General features: G+C 69.4%; 15 protein-coding genes. 11 read left to right on the top strand and 4 right to left on the bottom strand.

Annotated elements, in window-relative coordinates:
- Positions 1-225 precede the first annotated feature (225 nt).
- Positions 226-1830, top strand: a complete 1605-nt coding sequence (locus OHB00_RS11645) for an ABC transporter substrate-binding protein (RefSeq protein WP_406433927.1) — start codon at positions 226-228, stop codon at positions 1828-1830.
- A gap of 81 nt (positions 1831-1911) precedes the next feature.
- Here OHB00_RS11645 and OHB00_RS11640 read toward each other — a convergent pair whose 3' ends face one another.
- Both OHB00_RS11640 and OHB00_RS11635 read right to left on the bottom strand, forming a co-directional pair.
- A complete protein-coding gene (locus OHB00_RS11640; RefSeq protein ID WP_406433925.1) occupies positions 1912-2583 on the bottom strand; it encodes a response regulator in 672 nt (223 codons plus the stop codon).
- A 16-nt stretch (positions 2584-2599) separates the two neighbouring features.
- Positions 2600-3541: a RecB family exonuclease gene (locus tag OHB00_RS11635; protein ID WP_406433923.1), complete on the bottom strand. Its 942-nt coding sequence runs from the start codon at positions 3539-3541 to the stop codon at positions 2600-2602.
- 140 nt (positions 3542-3681) lie between these two features.
- On the opposite strand from OHB00_RS11635, the gene OHB00_RS11630 reads away from it, so the two are divergent.
- From OHB00_RS11630 to OHB00_RS11620, 3 genes are all read left to right on the top strand, one after another.
- Complete coding sequence (locus OHB00_RS11630) at positions 3682-5175, top strand: site-2 protease family protein (RefSeq protein WP_406433921.1); 1494 nt, start codon at positions 3682-3684, stop codon at positions 5173-5175.
- A gap of 150 nt (positions 5176-5325) precedes the next feature.
- Entirely contained in the window at positions 5326-6228 is a 903-nt protein-coding gene (locus OHB00_RS11625) for a tRNA (adenine-N1)-methyltransferase (protein WP_406433919.1), read from the top strand.
- Between the two features lie 216 nt (positions 6229-6444).
- Positions 6445-7026, top strand: coding sequence for a hypothetical protein (locus tag OHB00_RS11620; protein WP_406433917.1), 582 nt, complete (start codon positions 6445-6447; stop codon positions 7024-7026).
- 55 nt (positions 7027-7081) lie between these two features.
- Here OHB00_RS11620 and OHB00_RS11615 read toward each other — a convergent pair whose 3' ends face one another.
- Positions 7082-7387 carry a ferredoxin gene (locus OHB00_RS11615; protein WP_406433915.1) on the bottom strand — a complete coding sequence of 102 codons (306 nt, stop codon included), beginning with the start codon at positions 7385-7387 and terminating at the stop codon, positions 7082-7084.
- 526 nt (positions 7388-7913) lie between these two features.
- On the opposite strand from OHB00_RS11615, the gene arc reads away from it, so the two are divergent.
- From arc to prcA, 6 genes are all read left to right on the top strand, one after another.
- Positions 7914-9680, top strand: coding sequence for a proteasome ATPase (gene arc, locus OHB00_RS11610; RefSeq protein WP_406433913.1), 1767 nt, complete (start codon positions 7914-7916; stop codon positions 9678-9680).
- Positions 9681-9924: 244 nt separating this feature from the next.
- Positions 9925-11436 (top strand): depupylase/deamidase Dop, encoded by a 1512-nt coding sequence (dop, locus tag OHB00_RS11605; protein ID WP_406433911.1) that lies wholly within the window; start codon positions 9925-9927, stop codon positions 11434-11436.
- Between the two features lie 187 nt (positions 11437-11623).
- Entirely contained in the window at positions 11624-11842 is a 219-nt protein-coding gene (locus tag OHB00_RS11600; RefSeq protein ID WP_132889128.1) for a ubiquitin-like protein Pup, read from the top strand.
- Between the two features lie 41 nt (positions 11843-11883).
- On the top strand, positions 11884-12411 hold the full coding sequence (locus OHB00_RS11595) for an endonuclease VII domain-containing protein (protein ID WP_406433909.1): 528 nt from the start codon (positions 11884-11886) through the stop codon (positions 12409-12411).
- Entirely contained in the window at positions 12363-13208 is an 846-nt protein-coding gene (gene prcB / locus OHB00_RS11590) for a proteasome subunit beta (protein ID WP_406433907.1), read from the top strand. The genes OHB00_RS11595 and prcB overlap by 49 nt, the downstream gene beginning before the upstream one ends.
- Positions 13209-13276: 68 nt before the next feature.
- Positions 13277-14035, top strand: coding sequence for a proteasome subunit alpha (gene prcA / locus OHB00_RS11585; protein WP_406433905.1), 759 nt, complete (start codon positions 13277-13279; stop codon positions 14033-14035).
- A gap of 72 nt (positions 14036-14107) precedes the next feature.
- On the opposite strand, the gene OHB00_RS11580 is transcribed toward prcA, so the two are convergent.
- Entirely contained in the window at positions 14108-15178 is a 1071-nt protein-coding gene (locus OHB00_RS11580) for a LacI family DNA-binding transcriptional regulator (protein ID WP_406433903.1), read from the bottom strand.
- Between the two features lie 88 nt (positions 15179-15266).
- Here OHB00_RS11580 and OHB00_RS11575 point away from each other — a divergent pair, with 88 nt between their 5' ends.
- Positions 15267-16526: an MFS transporter gene (locus OHB00_RS11575; RefSeq protein ID WP_406433901.1), complete on the top strand. Its 1260-nt coding sequence runs from the start codon at positions 15267-15269 to the stop codon at positions 16524-16526.
- Positions 16527-16530: the final 4 nt, after the last annotated feature.

The following is a 16530-nucleotide window of genomic DNA, read 5'->3' as shown; positions in this document are numbered from 1 at the left end:
GTCCCGATTGGGGAGACGCTGCACTAATCCTGCCGCTGTCCGGGTGTTCGTTCTGTCCGCAACCGGTACCCCTGCGTGATGGGGCCTCAACTCACGCCGCTGCCAACCCTCCTGCGGTCGCGGACTAATCTCGTCGCGAGAACATCGCCGTAACCCCCGTGATCCGCTTCGACACCCCATGTATGCGGGATACACGGACACGAACAGCTCTGGAGAACTTCGAGCATGAACCGCAAGACTTTGGTGCTGCCGGCCGTGGTCGGCCTGCTCACTCCCGTGCTCGCCGCGTGCGGTGGATCCGACAGCGGGAGCAGCAGCAGCGACGCGATCGTCGTCGGCACCACCGACGGGTTCACCGCCACGAAGGATGCCCCGGCGCCGATCGACCCCGCCTACTCCTACGACGTCGGCGGCTGGAACATCCTGCGCCAGACCGTGCAGACCCTCATGTCGCAGCCCAAGGGCGACGGCGACCCGGTCCCCGACGCGGCCGAGAGCTGCTCCTTCACCGACAGCGGCAGCGAACGCTACGCCTGCAAGCTGCGCGAGGGCCTGAAGTTCTCCGACGGCAACGCCGTCACCGCCGCGGACGTCAAGTGGTCCATCCAGCGCGCCCTGCGCATCAAGGCCGACACCGGCGTCTACGCCCTCCTCTCGAACATCGACACCATCGAGACCCAGGGCGACCGCGAGATCATCTTCCATCTCAAGTCCGCCGACGCCACCTTCCCGTACAAGCTGTCCACCCCGGTCGCGGGCATCGTGAACCCGAAGGACTACGAGAAGGACAAGCTCCGGGACGGCTTCGACATCGACGGCTCCGGCCCGTACACCTTCAAGGCCGACGTCAAGAACGACGAGCTCGTCTCCGCCACCTTCACCAAGAACCCGAACTACAAGGGCAGCGTGAAGGTGAACAACGAGCAGGTCGTCCTGCGCCCCTTCAAGGACGCCGACGCCATGGGCAAGGCGATCGACAAGGGTGACATCGACGTCATGACCCGCACCATGTCGCCGTCCCAGATCAACAAGCTCGACGCCGGCGACGACTCCAATGTCGACCTCGTCGAGATGTCCGGCCTGGAGATCCGCTACCTCGGCTTCAACACCGACGCGCCGACGGTCAAGTCCAAGGCCGTCCGCCAGGCCATGGCCCAGGTCATCAACCGCGACGAACTCGTCGCCAAGGTGTACGGCTCCCAGGCCGAGCCGCTGTACTCGCTGGTCCCGGCCTCCATCACCGGCCACTCCAACTCGTTCTTCAACAAGTACGGCGACCCCAGTGTCTCCAAGGCCAAGAGCCTGCTGACCGCGGCGAACATCACCACCCCGGTGAAGCTGACCCTGCACTACACGACCGACCACTACGGTCCGGCCACCAAGCAGGAGTTCGAGGTTCTCAAGCAGCAGCTCAACAACAGCGGCCTGTTCGACGTCAGTATCCAGGGCACCGCCTGGGACACCTACCAGACGGCCGAACGCAAGGGCGACTACGACGTCTACGGCATGGGCTGGTTCCCCGACTTCCCGGACGCCGACAACTTCCTCGCGCCCTTCCTCGACAAGGACAACTTCCTCAAGTCGCCCTACGCCAACAGCAAGATCATCAACACCCTGATCCCGGAGTCCCGCCGCGAGGCCGACCGGGCCAGCGCCACCAGCAGCCTGACCGAGATCCAGGACACCGTCGCCGACGACGTCCCGGTGCTGCCGCTCTGGCAGGGCAAGCAGTTCGTCGCCGCCCGCGACGACATCACGGGCGTCGCCTACGCCATCAACTCCTCCGCCAGCCTCCAGCTGTGGGAGCTCGGCCGCGGCTCCAGCAGCTGACGCCCGGTCACACGACGCGAAGGGCGCCCCTCTCGGTGGAGAGGGGCGCCCTTCGCGTCGTCCGCGTCGCCTTCAGCCGTCCTACTGCGCGCCGGGCCGCACCAGGCCGCTCTCGTACGCGTACACCGCCGCCTGCACCCGGTCCCGCAGCCCCAGCTTGGTCAGCACATGCCCCACATGCGTCTTCACCGTGGTCTCGCTGACGAACAGGTCGGCGGCGATCTCCGCGTTCGACAGCCCCCGCGCCACCAGCTTCAGCACCTCCACCTCGCGGTCGGTGAGGGTGTGCAGAGTGTCCGGCACCGGGTCCTCACCGGACGGCAGATGCGTCGCGTACTTGTCCAGCAGCCGGCGCGTGATGCTCGGCGCCAGCATCGCCTCACCGTTCGCCACCACCCGGATCGCCTGCACCAGCTCGTTCGCCGGGGCGTCCTTCAGCAGGAAGCCGCTGGCCCCCGCGCGCAACGCCTCCACCACGTACTCGTCGAGATCGAACGTGGTCAGCACCAGCACCTTCGCCGGACCGTCCCGGCCGGGACCGGTGATCTGCCGGGTCGCCTCCACGCCGTCCATCCGCGGCATCCGGATGTCCATCAGCACCACATCGGGCTGGAGAGCGCGCACCTGGTCGAGGGCCTGCAGGCCGTCTCCGGCCTCGCCCACGACCGCGATGTCCTGCTCGGCCTCCAGAATCATCCGGAACCCGGTACGCAGCAGCGGCTGGTCGTCGACCAGTAGGACGCGGATGGCCACGGTGAGTCTCCTTCTGCTAGTCCGCGCCCATTCTGCCCTGCGGCACGTCCGCGGACTCGGCCGACCTCACCGGCAGCGGGTACGGCGGGGGAGTACCGCCGAACTCGGGGCAGTGCGCCTGATGGTCGCACCAGCCGCACAGCTTCGTCGGACGCGGCCGCCACTCGCCCGACTCCGTCGCCTGCCGGATCGCCTCCCACAACGCGAGCAGCTTGCGCTCCACCCGCTGGAGATCGGCGAGGACCGGGTCGTACGTCAGCACGTCACCGCTGCCCAGATAGACCAGCTGCAGCCGCCTGGGCACCACGTTCTTCAGCCGCCACACCACCAGCGCGTAGAACTTCATCTGGAACAGCGCGCCCTCGGCGTACTCCGGCCGCGGCGCCTTGCCCGTCTTGTAGTCGACGATCCGCACCTCACCCGTCGGCGCCACGTCGACCCGGTCGATGATCCCGCGCAGCCGCAGCCCCGACTCCAGCTCCGTCTCCACGAACAGCTCCCGCTCCACGGGCTCCAGCCGGACCGGATCCTCCAGCGTGAACCAGCGCTCGACGAGCTGCTCCGCCTCACCCAGCCAGCGCGCCAGCCGCTCGCCCTGCGGATCCTCCGCGAACAGCTCCCCGAGCTCCGGCCGGGACTCCCGCAACCGGTCCCACTGGCCCGGGATCAGCGACTTGGCCCGCGGCGCTGTCCGCTCCACCGCGGGCGCGTCGAAGAGCCGCTCCAGGACCGCGTGCACCAGAGTCCCGCGCGTCGCCGCCTCGCTCGGCTTCTCCGGCAGCCGGTCGATCACCCGGAACCGGTACAGCAGCGGACACTGCATGAAGTCACTGGCCCGCGACGGCGACAGCGAGGCGGGCGGCCCGGCCGCCTTCCCCGCCACCGCCGTGACCGGCCCTTCCCCCGGCGCGACGACCGCGTCCCGATCCTGCGAGGCGTCCTCGATGCTGCTGTCCATGACCACAGACCATACGGCCCGCCACTGACAGTCACCCAACCCGCGCGACGGCCCGGCCGCCACAGGGGGTGCCGGAGCGGAACACGCCACGACCGCCGCATACCATCGACGAGAGACGACATATCTAACGAGGGGACACCGTGGACGTGAGCGGCGGCAGCGGGCAGCCCCGGTCGGACAACGCCGACCCGACCGAGCACCGCGCAGGGCCCACCGACGCAGGCCCGGACCCGGCCGACCCCCGCGCCACCACACCCACCGACCAGCCCGAACCGACGCAGGAGACACCCGGCGAGGAGCCCGCGCCCCAAGCCCCGGAGACACCGGAAACGCCGGTGACGCCCGAGACCCCGCAAGCGCCCGAGACCCCGCAAGCGCCGGAACCCGCGCCCGCGCCCCGCGCGGACACACCCCGCGAAGGCGACCGGCCGGGCCGCGCACAGTCCGGCATGGCCAAGGGGCAGCCGCCGCAGCGGCCCAAGGAGCCCGGGGGCGGGCTGCTCATGGGACGGCCCTTCGGCGTCCCGGTGTACGTCGCCCCCAGCTGGTTCCTCGTCGCCGCCCTGATCACCTGGGTCTTCGGCGGCCAGCTCGACCGCGTGCTGCCCGAACTCGGCGCCGCCCGCTACCTCGTCTCCCTCTTCTTCGCCATCGCCTTCTACGCCTCCGTCCTGGTCCACGAACTCGCCCACACGGTCGCCGCGATCCGCTTCAAACTCCCCGTCCGCCGCATCCAGCTCCAGTTCTTCGGCGGCGTCTCCGAGATCGAGAAAGAGGCCGAGACCCCCGGACGGGAGTTCGTGCTGGCCTTCGTCGGCCCGCTGCTCTCCCTCATCCTGTCCGGCCTCTTCTACCTCGCCATGCAGCCCGTCGAGCCCGGCACCGTCCCCGGTGTCCTGCTGGCCGGCCTGATGGTCTCCAACCTCATCGTCGCCGCCTTCAACCTCCTGCCCGGCCTGCCCCTGGACGGCGGCCGGATGCTCCGCGCCGTCGTCTGGAAGATCACCGGCAGGCCCATGAGCGGCACCGTCGCCGCCGCCTGGGTCGGCCGCGCCCTCGCCGTCTCCGTCCTCATCGGCCTCCCGCTGCTCAACCACTGGGGCGCCTTCGGCGGCGGCACCGACGACAGCAGCGGCATGGACGCCATCACCGACGCCCTGCTCGCCGCCATCCTCGCCGCGATCATCTGGACCGGCGCCGGCAACAGCCTGCGCATGGCCCGGCTCCGCGAACACCTCCCGGAACTGCGCGCCCGCACCCTCACCCGCCGCGCCGTCCCGGTCGAGACCGACACCCCGCTCTCCGAGGCCCTGCGCCGCGCCAACGCCGCCGGCGCCCGCGCCCTGGTCGTCGTCGACGCCGACGGCACCCCCCTCTCCCTCGTCCGCGAGGCCGCGATCGTCGGCGTACCCGAACACCGCCGCCCCTGGGTCGCCGTGAGCGGCCTCGCCCAGGACCTCACCGACGGCATGCGCGTCTCGGCAGAGCTGGCCGGAGAGGACCTCCTCGACGTCCTGCGCGCCACCCCCGCATCCGAATACCTGGTCGTCGAGGAGACCGGCGAGATCTACGGCGTCCTGTCCGCAGCCGACGTCGAGCGCGCCTTCGTCAGGGCAATGGCAAGGCCCTCCTGAAACGCCCCGCCCCGCAAGGGGCGCGGGGCGTAGTCGATGTGCGGCTCCGCCGCGTGGGCGCGAGCAACCACGACCCGCCCGCACCGCTCCCACGACCGAAGGCGCCCTCTGTTGGTCCGAGCCGCCCGCAGGGGCCGGTAGGCTGTTCACATGTCCGAACCGACCGGTGCCGCCCGCAGGCGCGGGCCCTTCAAGGTCGGGGACCAGGTACAGCTGACCGACCCCAAGGGCCGCCACTACACGTTCACGCTCGAAGCCGGGAAGAACTTCCACACCCACAAGGGTTCCTTCCCGCACGACGAACTGATCGGCGCTCCCGAGGGCAGCGTTGTCCGCACCACCGGCAACGTGGCCTACCTCGCGCTGCGCCCCCTGCTCCCCGACTACGTCCTGTCCATGCCCCGCGGGGCAGCCGTCGTCTACCCCAAGGACGCGGGGCAGATCCTCTCCTTCGCCGACATCTTCCCCGGCGCCCGGGTCGTCGAGGCCGGCGTCGGCTCCGGCTCGCTCAGCAGCTTCCTGCTGCGCGCCATCGGCGACCAGGGCATGCTGCACAGCTACGAGCGCCGCGAGGACTTCGCCGAGATCGCCCAGCAGAACGTCGAGCGCTACTTCGGCGGCCCGCACCCCGCCTGGCAGCTCACGGTCGGCGACCTCCAGGACAACCTCTCGGACACCGACGTCGACCGGGTCATCCTCGACATGCTCGCCCCCTGGGAATGCCTGGAGGCAGTCTCCAAGGCACTCGTCCCCGGCGGCATCCTCTGCTGCTACGTCGCCACCACCACCCAGCTCGCCCGGACCGTCGAGTCCATCCGCGAGATCGGCTGCTTCAACGAGCCGACCTCCTGGGAGACCATGATCCGCAACTGGCACGTGGAAGGCCTCGCCGTCCGCCCCGACCACCGGATGATCGGCCACACCGGCTTCCTGCTGACCGCCCGCCGCCTCGCCGACGGCGTCGAGCCGCCCATGCGCCGCCGCCGCCCCGCCAAGGGCGCCTACGGCGAGGACTACGACGGCCCCAACGCCGACGGCGGCGCCGGCCGCTGAGCCCCTCCCCGCCGCCACGACAACGTACGAGCGCCGCTGCCGAGTTCCCCGGACCCCACCGGAACTCGGCAGCGGCGCTCAGGCGTTGACGCCATCACCGGACCGCGGGACCCACCGCCCACGAAAGGCCACCCCCGCCGTTCCCACTCACTGTGACGTGTGGCACGATGCAGCCCACCCCCCCCACCGGCACAGGCCTCACAGGAGACACTCCTAGTGCAGCAATCCGTGGTCCCGGAGCTCGCTCACACCGACACCCGCCCCATGCACTGGCTCGCCACCGCCGCTGCCGTGGCCGGCGTCGTCGCGCTCTCCTCCCTCTACCAGCCCGGCTCGGCCAAAGCCGCCCAGCCCGCCGCCGGAACCGAGACGAAGCGCGCCCCCGCGGCCGCCGCGCCGCCCAGCACCACCGGCGTGGACTTCCCCCTCGACTGCGGACCCGTGAAGGAACTGGTCGTCAAGAAGGCCACCGGCGACCTCGACGGCGACGGCAGACCCGAGACGGTGGCGGTGGTGCACTGCGACTCGGCCATGGGCACCCCGCCCGACGGCGTGTACGTCCTCACCCAGGCCGCCGGCGCCACCAGCCCCCGCGTCGTCGCCACCCTGGTCGACCCCAAGGACCGGCTCACCGTGACCGACTTCGCGGTAGCCGGCAACGCGGTCACCGCCACCCTGCTCGGCTATTCCTCGGACAATGTGCCCAGTTGCTGCCCGGACCTGAAGTCCACCGCCAAGTGGCAGTGGAACGGCCACGCGTTCGTCCGCTCCACCCCGGCCGCCGCCCACAGCGTCTGACGGCAGCGCGGGCCCGACGGGCCGCACACCGACGCCACGCGGAGTGGCCGGAAAGTCACTCCGCGTCCGGCCCGTACACCTCGACGCGGTCCGCGACCCGCCGCACATGGATGCACTCGCCCGGACACTCCCGCGCCGAGTCCACCACATCCGTGAGGAGCGGCAGCGGCACCGGCACCGTCGCCCCCTTCGCCTGGAGCAGCTCGTCGTCCGCGCCCTTCACATAGGCCAGGCCGTCGATGTCCAGCTCGAACACTTCCGGGGCGTACTGGGCGCAGATCCCGTCACCCGTACACAGATCCTGGTCGATCCAGACCTCAAGCGCCTCACCGCCGGCCAGGGTCTCCTGCTGCACGGTCATCTCTCCTGCCCTCGAAAGCGCCGGCCGGCAGGACCCGGGGGTCACCCGGTCCCGCCCCGGCGGGGGTTGAACGCCCTTGACCCTACCTCCGGCCCCCAGCCGCCCGCGCACCCTCCCGGCGCACCCCCGCGTGCGCTCCGGAACCGCGCGCACGGCGCGTCCCACCGCGCGGTACGGCGGCGCCCGGCCACCGAAACGATCGACTTGAGCCAACCCGCGACCCACCCCGGCGATCACCCGCCATATCCGCCCCGTCGCTCTGTGTAAGAAATCCGCCATCGGGGCACAACCCCTGAACCGGCACTGGAGCGGACAACTCCGGTCAGTCACGAAGGGTTTTGACCACTCCAGGCCTGGAACACGCCGCTTCTGAATCGCGTTGAGTGGGTATCCACCCGGCACGAGGGAGAACGCGATGGGTGACCGACGACACACCTTGACAGTCTTTGTGATCTAGGGGTTTCAATCGACACCCACCCAGGTAGGGTCTGGAAGCGTCCAGCTCCCCTTGGAGGAGGTGAGGACCGTGGCAGCCCACGACGACGACATGAACCGCGGCATCCGCCCGGGACGGGGGTCCGACGACCCGTCCGAGCAGATCGCCTATCTTGAGCAGGAGATCGCCGTCCTGCGACGCAAGCTCGCCGACTCTCCGCGACACACGAGGATTCTCGAAGAGCGGATCGTCGAGCTGCAGACGAACCTGGCCGGCGTGTCCGCCCAGAACGAGCGACTCGCGAACACCCTCCGCGAGGCCCGCGACCAGATCGTGGCCCTCAAGGAAGAGGTCGACCGACTCGCACAGCCGCCCGCAGGCTTCGGTGTCTTCCTCACAGCGAACGAGGACGGCACCGCCGACATCTTCACCGGCGGCCGCAAACTGCGGGTGAACGTCAGCCCAAGCGTCGACCTGGACGACCTCAGGCGCGGCCAGGAAGTCATGCTCAACGAAGCGCTCAACGTGGTCGAGGCCATGCACTTCGAGCGCGTCGGCGACATCGTCACCCTCAAGGAGATCCTTGAGGACGGCGAGCGCGCCCTCGTACTGGGGCACACCGACGAGGAACGGGTGGTACGGCTCGCCGAGCCGCTGCTGGACGTGAACATCCGCCCCGGCGACGCCCTGCTGCTCGAACCCCGCTCCGGCTACGTCTACGAGATCGTCCCCAAGAGCGAGGTCGAGGAACTCGTCCTCGAAGAAGTCCCCGACATCGGCTACGAGCAGATCGGCGGTCTCGGCGGCCAGATCGAGGCCATCCGCGACGCCGTCGAGCTCCCCTACCTCTACCCGGACCTGTTCAAGGAGCACGAACTGCGCCCGCCCAAGGGCGTCCTGCTCTACGGACCCCCCGGATGCGGCAAGACGCTCATCGCCAAGGCCGTCGCCAACTCGCTGGCCAAGAAGGTCGCCGAAGTCACCGGCCAGGCCGCGGGCAAGAGCTTCTTCCTCAACATCAAGGGCCCCGAGCTCCTGAACAAGTACGTCGGCGAGACCGAGCGGCAGATCCGCCTCGTCTTCCAGCGTGCCCGGGAGAAGGCCAGCGAGGGCACCCCCGTCATCGTCTTCTTCGACGAGATGGAGTCCCTCTTCCGCACCCGCGGCTCCGGTGTCAGCTCGGACGTGGAGAACACCATCGTCCCCCAGCTGCTCGCCGAGATCGACGGTGTCGAAGGCCTCCAGAACGTGGTCGTCATCGGCGCCTCCAACCGCGAGGACATGATCGACCCCGCCATCCTCCGCCCCGGCCGGCTCGACGTGAAGATCAAGATCGAGCGTCCCGACGCCGAAGCGGCCAAGGACATCTTCGGCAAGTACCTCACCGAGCGCCTCCCGCTGCACGCCGACGACGTCGGCGAGCACGGCGGCAGCAAGGCCACCACCGTCGCCAGCATGATCCAGACGGCAGTGGAACACATGTACGCCGAATCCGAGGAAAACCGCTTCCTGGAAGTCACCTACGCCAACGGCGACAAGGAAGTCCTCTACTTCAAGGACTTCAACTCCGGCGCAATGATCGAAAACATCGTCGGACGCGCCAAGAAAATGGCGATCAAGGACTTCCTCGACCAGAAGCAGAAGGGCCTGCGCGTCTCCCACCTCCTCCAGGCCTGCGTGGACGAGTTCAAGGAGAACGAGGACCTGCCCAACACCACCAACCCCGACGACTGGGCCCGGATCTCCGGAAAGAAGGGCGAACGGATCGTCTACATCCGTACCCTCATCACCGGAAAGCAGGGCGCCGACACCGGACGCTCCATCGACACGGTGGCAAACACCGGACAGTACCTGTAAAACACAGGGCGGCTGCGGGTGCCCTCACCGGGTACCCGCAGCCGACTGTTTTTCCGGCCAAAACCGGAACCGAGGCGAGCAAGGCAATGACGCAAATGATCTCCCCACCGGCGCAGCGGCGTTCTAGGCTCGTTCCTACCGCCGAGTCGCGCAGTGCGGGGACGGGCACCGCACACGCACCGGAGCGCCAGCGGTACGCGAGCGCAGCCCACGACCGAGGGCTCCGCCGGGCAAGGAGGGCCGCATGACCGTACGGCGAGTAATGGGCATCGAGACGGAGTACGGGATCTCCGTCCCCGGCCACCCCAACGCCAATGCCATGCTCACCTCATCCCAGATCGTCAACGCCTACGCGGCGGCGATGCACCGGGCCCGCCGGGCCCGCTGGGACTTCGAGGAGGAGAACCCGCTACGGGACGCGCGAGGCTTCGACCTCGCACGCGAGGCCGCCGACGCCAGCCAGCTCACCGACGAGGACATCGGCCTCGCCAACGTGATCCTCACCAACGGCGCCCGCCTCTACGTCGACCACGCGCACCCCGAATACAGCGCCCCCGAGGTCACCAACCCCCGCGACGCCGTCCTGTGGGACAAGGCCGGCGAACGCATCATGGCCGAAGCCGCCGAACGAGCCGCCGCACTCCCCGGCGCCCAGCCCATCCACCTCTACAAGAACAACACCGACAACAAAGGCGCCTCCTACGGCACCCACGAGAACTACCTGATGAAGCGGGAAACCCCCTTCTCGGACATCGTGCGCCACCTCACCCCCTTCTTCGTCTCCCGCCAGGTCGTCACCGGCGCCGGCCGCGTCGGTATCGGCCAGGACGGCCACGAACACGGCTTCCAGCTCAGCCAGCGCGCCGACTACTTCGAGGTCGAGGTCGGCCTGGAGACGACGCTGAAGCGGCCGATCATCAACACCAGGGACGAACCCCACGCGGACGCGGAGAAGTACCGCCGCCTGCACGTGATCATCGGCGACGCGAACCTCTCGGAAACCTCCACGTACCTCAAGCTCGGCACCACGGCCCTGGTCCTCTCCATGATCGAGGACGGCTTCATCGCCGTCGACCTCGCCGTCGACCAGCCCGTACGCACCCTCCACCAGGTCTCCCACGACCCCACCCTCAAGCGCCTCGTCACCCTCCGCAGCGGACGCACGCTCACCGCCGTCCAGCTCCAGATGGAGTACTACGAACTGTCGCGCAAATACGTGGAGGAGCGCTACGGCGCCGACGCGGACGACCAGACCAAGGACGTCCTCACCCGCTGGGAGGACACCCTCAACCGCCTCGAACACGACCCCATGAGCCTCGCCGGAGAACTCGACTGGGTCGCCAAACTGGAGCTCATGGAGGGCTACCGCCGCCGCGACGGCCTCGACTGGGACGCCGCCAAGCTGCACCTCCTCGACCTCCAGTACGCCGACGTACGGGCCGAGAAGGGCCTCTACAACCGCCTCGCGGCCCGCGGACGCATGAAGCGGCTCCTCGACGAGGCCGACGTGGAACGGGCCCGTACCAGCCCGCCTGAGGACACCCGGGCCTATTTCCGCGGCCGCTGCCTGGAGCAGTACGCCGACGACGTCGCCGCCGCCAGCTGGGACTCGGTCATCTTCGACCTCCCCGGCCGCGACAGCCTCCAGCGCGTCCCAACCCTGGAACCACTACGCGGAACGCGAAATCACGTCAAAGAGCTCCTGGACCGCTGCCGCACCGCAGAAGACCTGGTCAGGGTCCTTTCCGGCGGCTGAGCGGGCACACGGACCGCACCGGGCGGACGGGTCAAAATCCCGCCGCCCGGGAATCATCGAGGTGGCCCCCGTACGTTGGAGAAACTGCGGGGCCGATGTCGGACCCGGCTTGTAGGGTCTGATCATCACCGATCGGCAGGAAGCCGACCTGTCGACCATGTCGGGCGAACTGAGCGGGGTGAGTGTCATGGCAACCAAGGACACCGGCGGCGGACAGCAGAAGGCGACGCACTCCACCGAGGAGGTCGAGGAGCAGGCGGCAGAGTCGCAGGGCTCCGAGGACCTCAAGGAGCGGCACGAGAAGCTGAGCGACGACGTCGACTCGGTTCTTGACGAAATTGACGATGTCCTTGAGGAGAACGCAGAGGACTTCGTGAGGTCCTTCGTGCAAAAGGGTGGGCAGTAAGCCCATTTCCCCTTCGAATCGAAGGGGGGCGGAGGTCGGGAGTGTCGGGGGAGTCGAGTGTGAAGCGCTGCACGCGGTGCGGAGTCACCAAGCCGCGCGCAGCCTTCGCGGCCAATCGGTCAGACCTGGACGGCCTTCAGCGTCGCTGCCGTGGTCGCGCTCCTCAGCCGGACCGAAAACGGCAGGAGGCCACGGGCAGGAGCGTGCCCCAGCCCGGCGCGGTCCCCGTGGGGCACAAGCATTGCCAAGGGTGCGGAGAGGGCTGCAAGGCAGTGGATGACCGGGCCGGTCGTCTCAGGCGCACGTACGGTCTCAGCGAAGTCGAGCGCGATGAACTGATCGCCTCGCAAGGCGGCGTCTGCTGTATCTGTCTATCTGCCCCGCCCGTGCATGTGGATCACTGCCACAAGACGGGTAGGGTCCGAGGCGTACTGTGCTTCAACTGCAATTCGGCCATCGGCAAATTGAGGGACAAGCCCGACGCCGCTCGCCGAGCCGCTGCTTACCTGGAAGGAAACTTGTGGAAGCCAACACTCGTAGCACCGGGCGTCTGCCAGCTGCCTTCCTGACGCCTGGGTCCTCTTCGTTCATGGACTTTCTCGGGGAGCACCAGCCGGAGCTGCTGCCCGGCAGGCGGCAGTTGCCGCCCACGCAGGGGGTGATCGAGGCGCCGCACGGGACGACGATCGTGGCGGTGACCTTCCCCGGCGGGGTCGTGCTGGCCGGTGACCGTCGGGCCACGATGGGCAACGTGATCGCGCAGCGGGACATCGAGAAGGTGTTCCCCGCGGACGAGTACTCGGCCGTCGGTATCGCCGGCACCGCCGGTCTCGCCGTGGAGATGGTGAAGCTCTTCCAGCTGGAGCTGGAGCACTTCGAGAAGGTCGAGGGCGCTCAGCTGTCGCTGGAGGGCAAGGCGAACCGGCTGTCGACGATGATCCGGTCCAATCTCGGCATGGCGATGCAGGGGCTCGCCGTCGTGCCGTTGTTCGCCGGGTTCGACGTGGACCGGGCGAAGGGGCGGATCTTCTCGTACGACGTGACGGGCGGTCGTTCCGAGGAGCACCACTTCGCCGCCACCGGGTCGGGCTCGGTCTTCGCGCGCGGTGCGATGAAGAAGCTGTTCCGTGGCGACCTGTCCGAGGAGCAGGCGACCACACTGGTGGTGCAGGCTCTGTACGACGCGGCTGACGACGACTCCGCGACCGGTGGTCCGGATGTCGCCCGCCGGATCTACCCGATCATCACCGTGATCACCGAGGGCGGTTTCCGCCGGCTCACCGACGAGGAGTCCTCCGAGCTGGCGCGTGCGGTGCTGGCGCGCCGTCTGGAGCAGCCGGACGGTCCGCGCGCGGCGCTGCTGTAGGCGTCGGCGTTCTTATCAAGGTGATCCCAGTGACTTCGACGGAACCCTAAGGAAGGGGACGGATACCGGTGTCGACGCCGTTCTATGTCTCACCTCAGCAGGCGATGGCGGACCGTGCCGAGTACGCCCGCAAGGGCATCGCGCGTGGCCGCAGTCTGGTTGTGCTCCAGTACGCCGACGGCATCGTGTTCGTCGGTGAGAACCCGTCCCGTGCGCTGCACAAGTTCAGCGAGATCTATGACCGGATCGGTTTCGCGGCCGCCGGTAAGTACAACGAGTACGAGAATCTGCGGATCGGTGGGGTGCGCTACGCCGATCTGCGTGGTTACACCTATGACCGTGACGACGTGACGGCGCGTGGTCTCGCGAACGTGTACGCGCAGACGCTGGGCACGATCTTCTCGTCGGCGGCGGAGAAGCCGTACGAGGTGGAGCTGGTCGTCGCCGAGGTGGGGGAGACCCCGGAGGGTGATCAGATCTACCGGTTGCCGCACGATGGTTCGATCGTGGATGAGCACGGTTCGGTGGCGGTCGGCGGTAGCGCGGAGCAGATCAGTACCTATCTGGACCGTGAGCACCGGGACGGGATGACTCTGGCGGAGGCTCTGAAGCTGGCGGTGACGGCTCTGTCGCGGGAGTCGAACGGTACGCAGCGGGAGATTCCGGCGGAGCGTCTTGAGGTGGCGGTGCTGGACCGTACGCGTCCGCAGCAGCGCAAGTTCAAGCGGATCGTCGGTCCGCAGCTGGGCCGGCTGCTGGAGGCGGACGGTGCGGCCACGGCTGCCGAGGCCGAGGAGGCCGAGGAGTCCGGCGGAGACGTCGAGTAGCCCTGCTCCTGTTCCACCCGCTCAGCGCCCCGCCCGGGAGTTTCCGGGCGGGGCGCGGGCGTTCTCGTGGCGTCAGGGCTGCCGTGGGGGCGCTGTGGAGCCCCGTACGACCAGTTCCACGGGGATGTCCCCGGCTTCGGGTTCCCGGCCGTCCAGGACGGCGAGGAGGGCTTGCATGCCGCGTTCGCCGAAGAGTTCGGCGTCGAGGCGGACGGTGGTGAGTTCGGGGTCGATGGCGGTGGCGAGGGCGAGGTCGTCGAGGCCGGTGACGGAGATGTCGTCGGGGATGCGCAGGCCTAGGCGGCGCAGGGCTTTGTAGGCGCCGGCGGCGAGTTTGTCGTCGTCGCAGACGAGGGCGGTGGGGCGGGGGCCGGGGGTGGTGAGGGCGGCTTCGGTGGCGGCCTGGGCGTCTTCGATGGAGATCGGGGCGTGGACGGTGCGTACCGAGGTGCCGGGGACGCCTGCGGTGCGGGTCGCCAGTTCGCGGGCGCGTACTTCGAAGGTCCAGGAGGCGACGTCGGCGGCGAGGTGGAGGAAGTGGCGGTGGCCGAGGGCGAGGAGGTGGTCGGCGACCTGGCCTACGCCGTCGGCGATGTCCAGGTTGACGGTGGCGGCGCCGAGGCTGCCGTGGGGGTCGCTGTCGAGCATGACGAGGGGGAGCTGGTCGCCGCGGATGGCGGTGAGGGCGTCGGCGGCCATGGAGGAGGCGATGACGCCGTCGAGGGCGGCTTGGGCCGAGGCGAAGGGGTCGGGGATCGGGGCGGCCCGCAAGGGCCTTCCTTTGAGGGCGGTGGTGGGCGACGGGCGGGCCGGGCCGATCCCTTCGGGGGAGGGGTAGAGGACGACGCCGAAGCCGTGTGCGGAGGCGACGCGGGCGGCGCCGGTGTAGACGCCTGCGAAGAACTCGGTGGTGAGGGCGGGGACGACGAGGAGGACGGTGCGGGTGCGGCCGAGGCGGAGGTTGCGGGCGGCGAGGTTGGGGCGGTAACCGAGGTCGCGGGCGGCTTCGCGGACGCGTTCGGCGGTGGTTTCGGAGACGCGGCCGCGCCATTTGTCGCCGAGCACGAGCGACACGGCTGCCTGGGAGACGCCGGCTGCCTGGGCGACGTCGCGGCTCGTCGGGCGCGTGCTGCTGCGTGGCACCGGGGGTGGGCTCCTTCGTCTGGACGTGTGAACTGCGCACATGGTACGTATGGGAGACGGGGTTATACGTAAAACTTGGAGGCGGGTCATGGCCGCGGGGTACCTGGAGATCCTCAGGGCGAGGCATGCGGCCCGGCTGCTGACGGGGACGCTGGTGGGGCGGTTGCCGAACGCGACGGCCGCTCTCGCGATCGTGCTGTTCGTGCGGGCGCAGGGGGGTACGTACAGCCTCGCGGGGGCGCTCGCGGCGGTGTACGGGGTGGCCAACGCCGTCGGTCAGCCGGTGCTCGGGCGGCTGGTCGACCTGTACGGGCAGCCGCGGGTCCAGTTGCCGGCGGCGTTCGCGTCGGCCGTGGGGATGGCCGTCTTCGCCTTCGCGGGTACCGGGTCGCTGCCGGTCGCGTCTGCCGCAGTGGCGGCGGCCGGGCTGTGCGCGCCGCCGCTGGAGGGCGGTCTGCGGGCTCTGTGGCCGAGTGTTCTCGGAGCGGAGGAGCGGGTGCACACGGCGTACGCGATGGACGCGGTGGCGCAGGAAGTCATGTTCACCGTGGGACCGTTGCTGGTGACGTTGTGTGTGTCGCTGTGGTCGGCGCAGGCGGCGCTGCTCGTCGTGAACGTGGTGGGTGTCCTCGGGGCGCTGTCGGTGGTGGTCTCGCCGCCGTCGCGGGCGTGGCGTTCGGCGCCGCGTGAGGCGCACTGGCTGGGCGCGCTGCGCTCGTCGGGGCTGCTGGCCCTGCTGGCGGCGTTCCTGTTCGTGGGGATGGCGCTGGGGTCCATCACGGTCGCGTCGGTGCCGTACGCGGACGGCCACGGCGGTGACGTGGTGTACGGCTGGCTGATGGCCGCACTGGGGCTCGGTGCGCTGGTGGGGGGCACGGTCTACGGGTCGCGGCAGTGGACGGGGGAGCCGGCGCGGCGACTGCGGGCACTGGTCGCCCTTCTGGCGGTGTGTTACCTGCCGCTGATGCTGATGCCGGGTGCGGTGGCCATGGTGCTGCTCACCGTGCTGGCCGGAGTGTTCCTGGCGCCGGCGATCGCGTGTGCGTTCGTGCTGGTGGACCGGCATGCGCCGAGCGGTACGGTCACCGAGGCGTTCTCCTGGCTTGTGACGACGTTCACAGTGGGGGCGTCGGTGGGAACGGGCCTGGCGGGCCCGGTCGTCGAGGCGGGCGGGGTGCTGTGGGGGTTTGCCGTGCCGGGTGCGGCGGGGGCCGTGTCGTTGCTGGTCCTGGCGGTCACCGGGCGGGTCCTCGCAGCTCCCGGTGGGGGCACGGTGGTTGCGGCCGGTTCGGAAAATGATCCAAATCGTGCTGCCGAACCCCGTTTCAGCTCAGGGGATCGGGCGTAATGTT

This window comes from Streptomyces sp. NBC_00631 (assembly GCF_045206895.1).
Taxonomy (GTDB): Bacteria; Actinomycetota; Actinomycetes; order Streptomycetales; family Streptomycetaceae; genus Streptomyces.
Note: the sequence above shows the minus strand (reverse complement) of the source record. Positions and strands in the feature narration are given on the sequence as shown.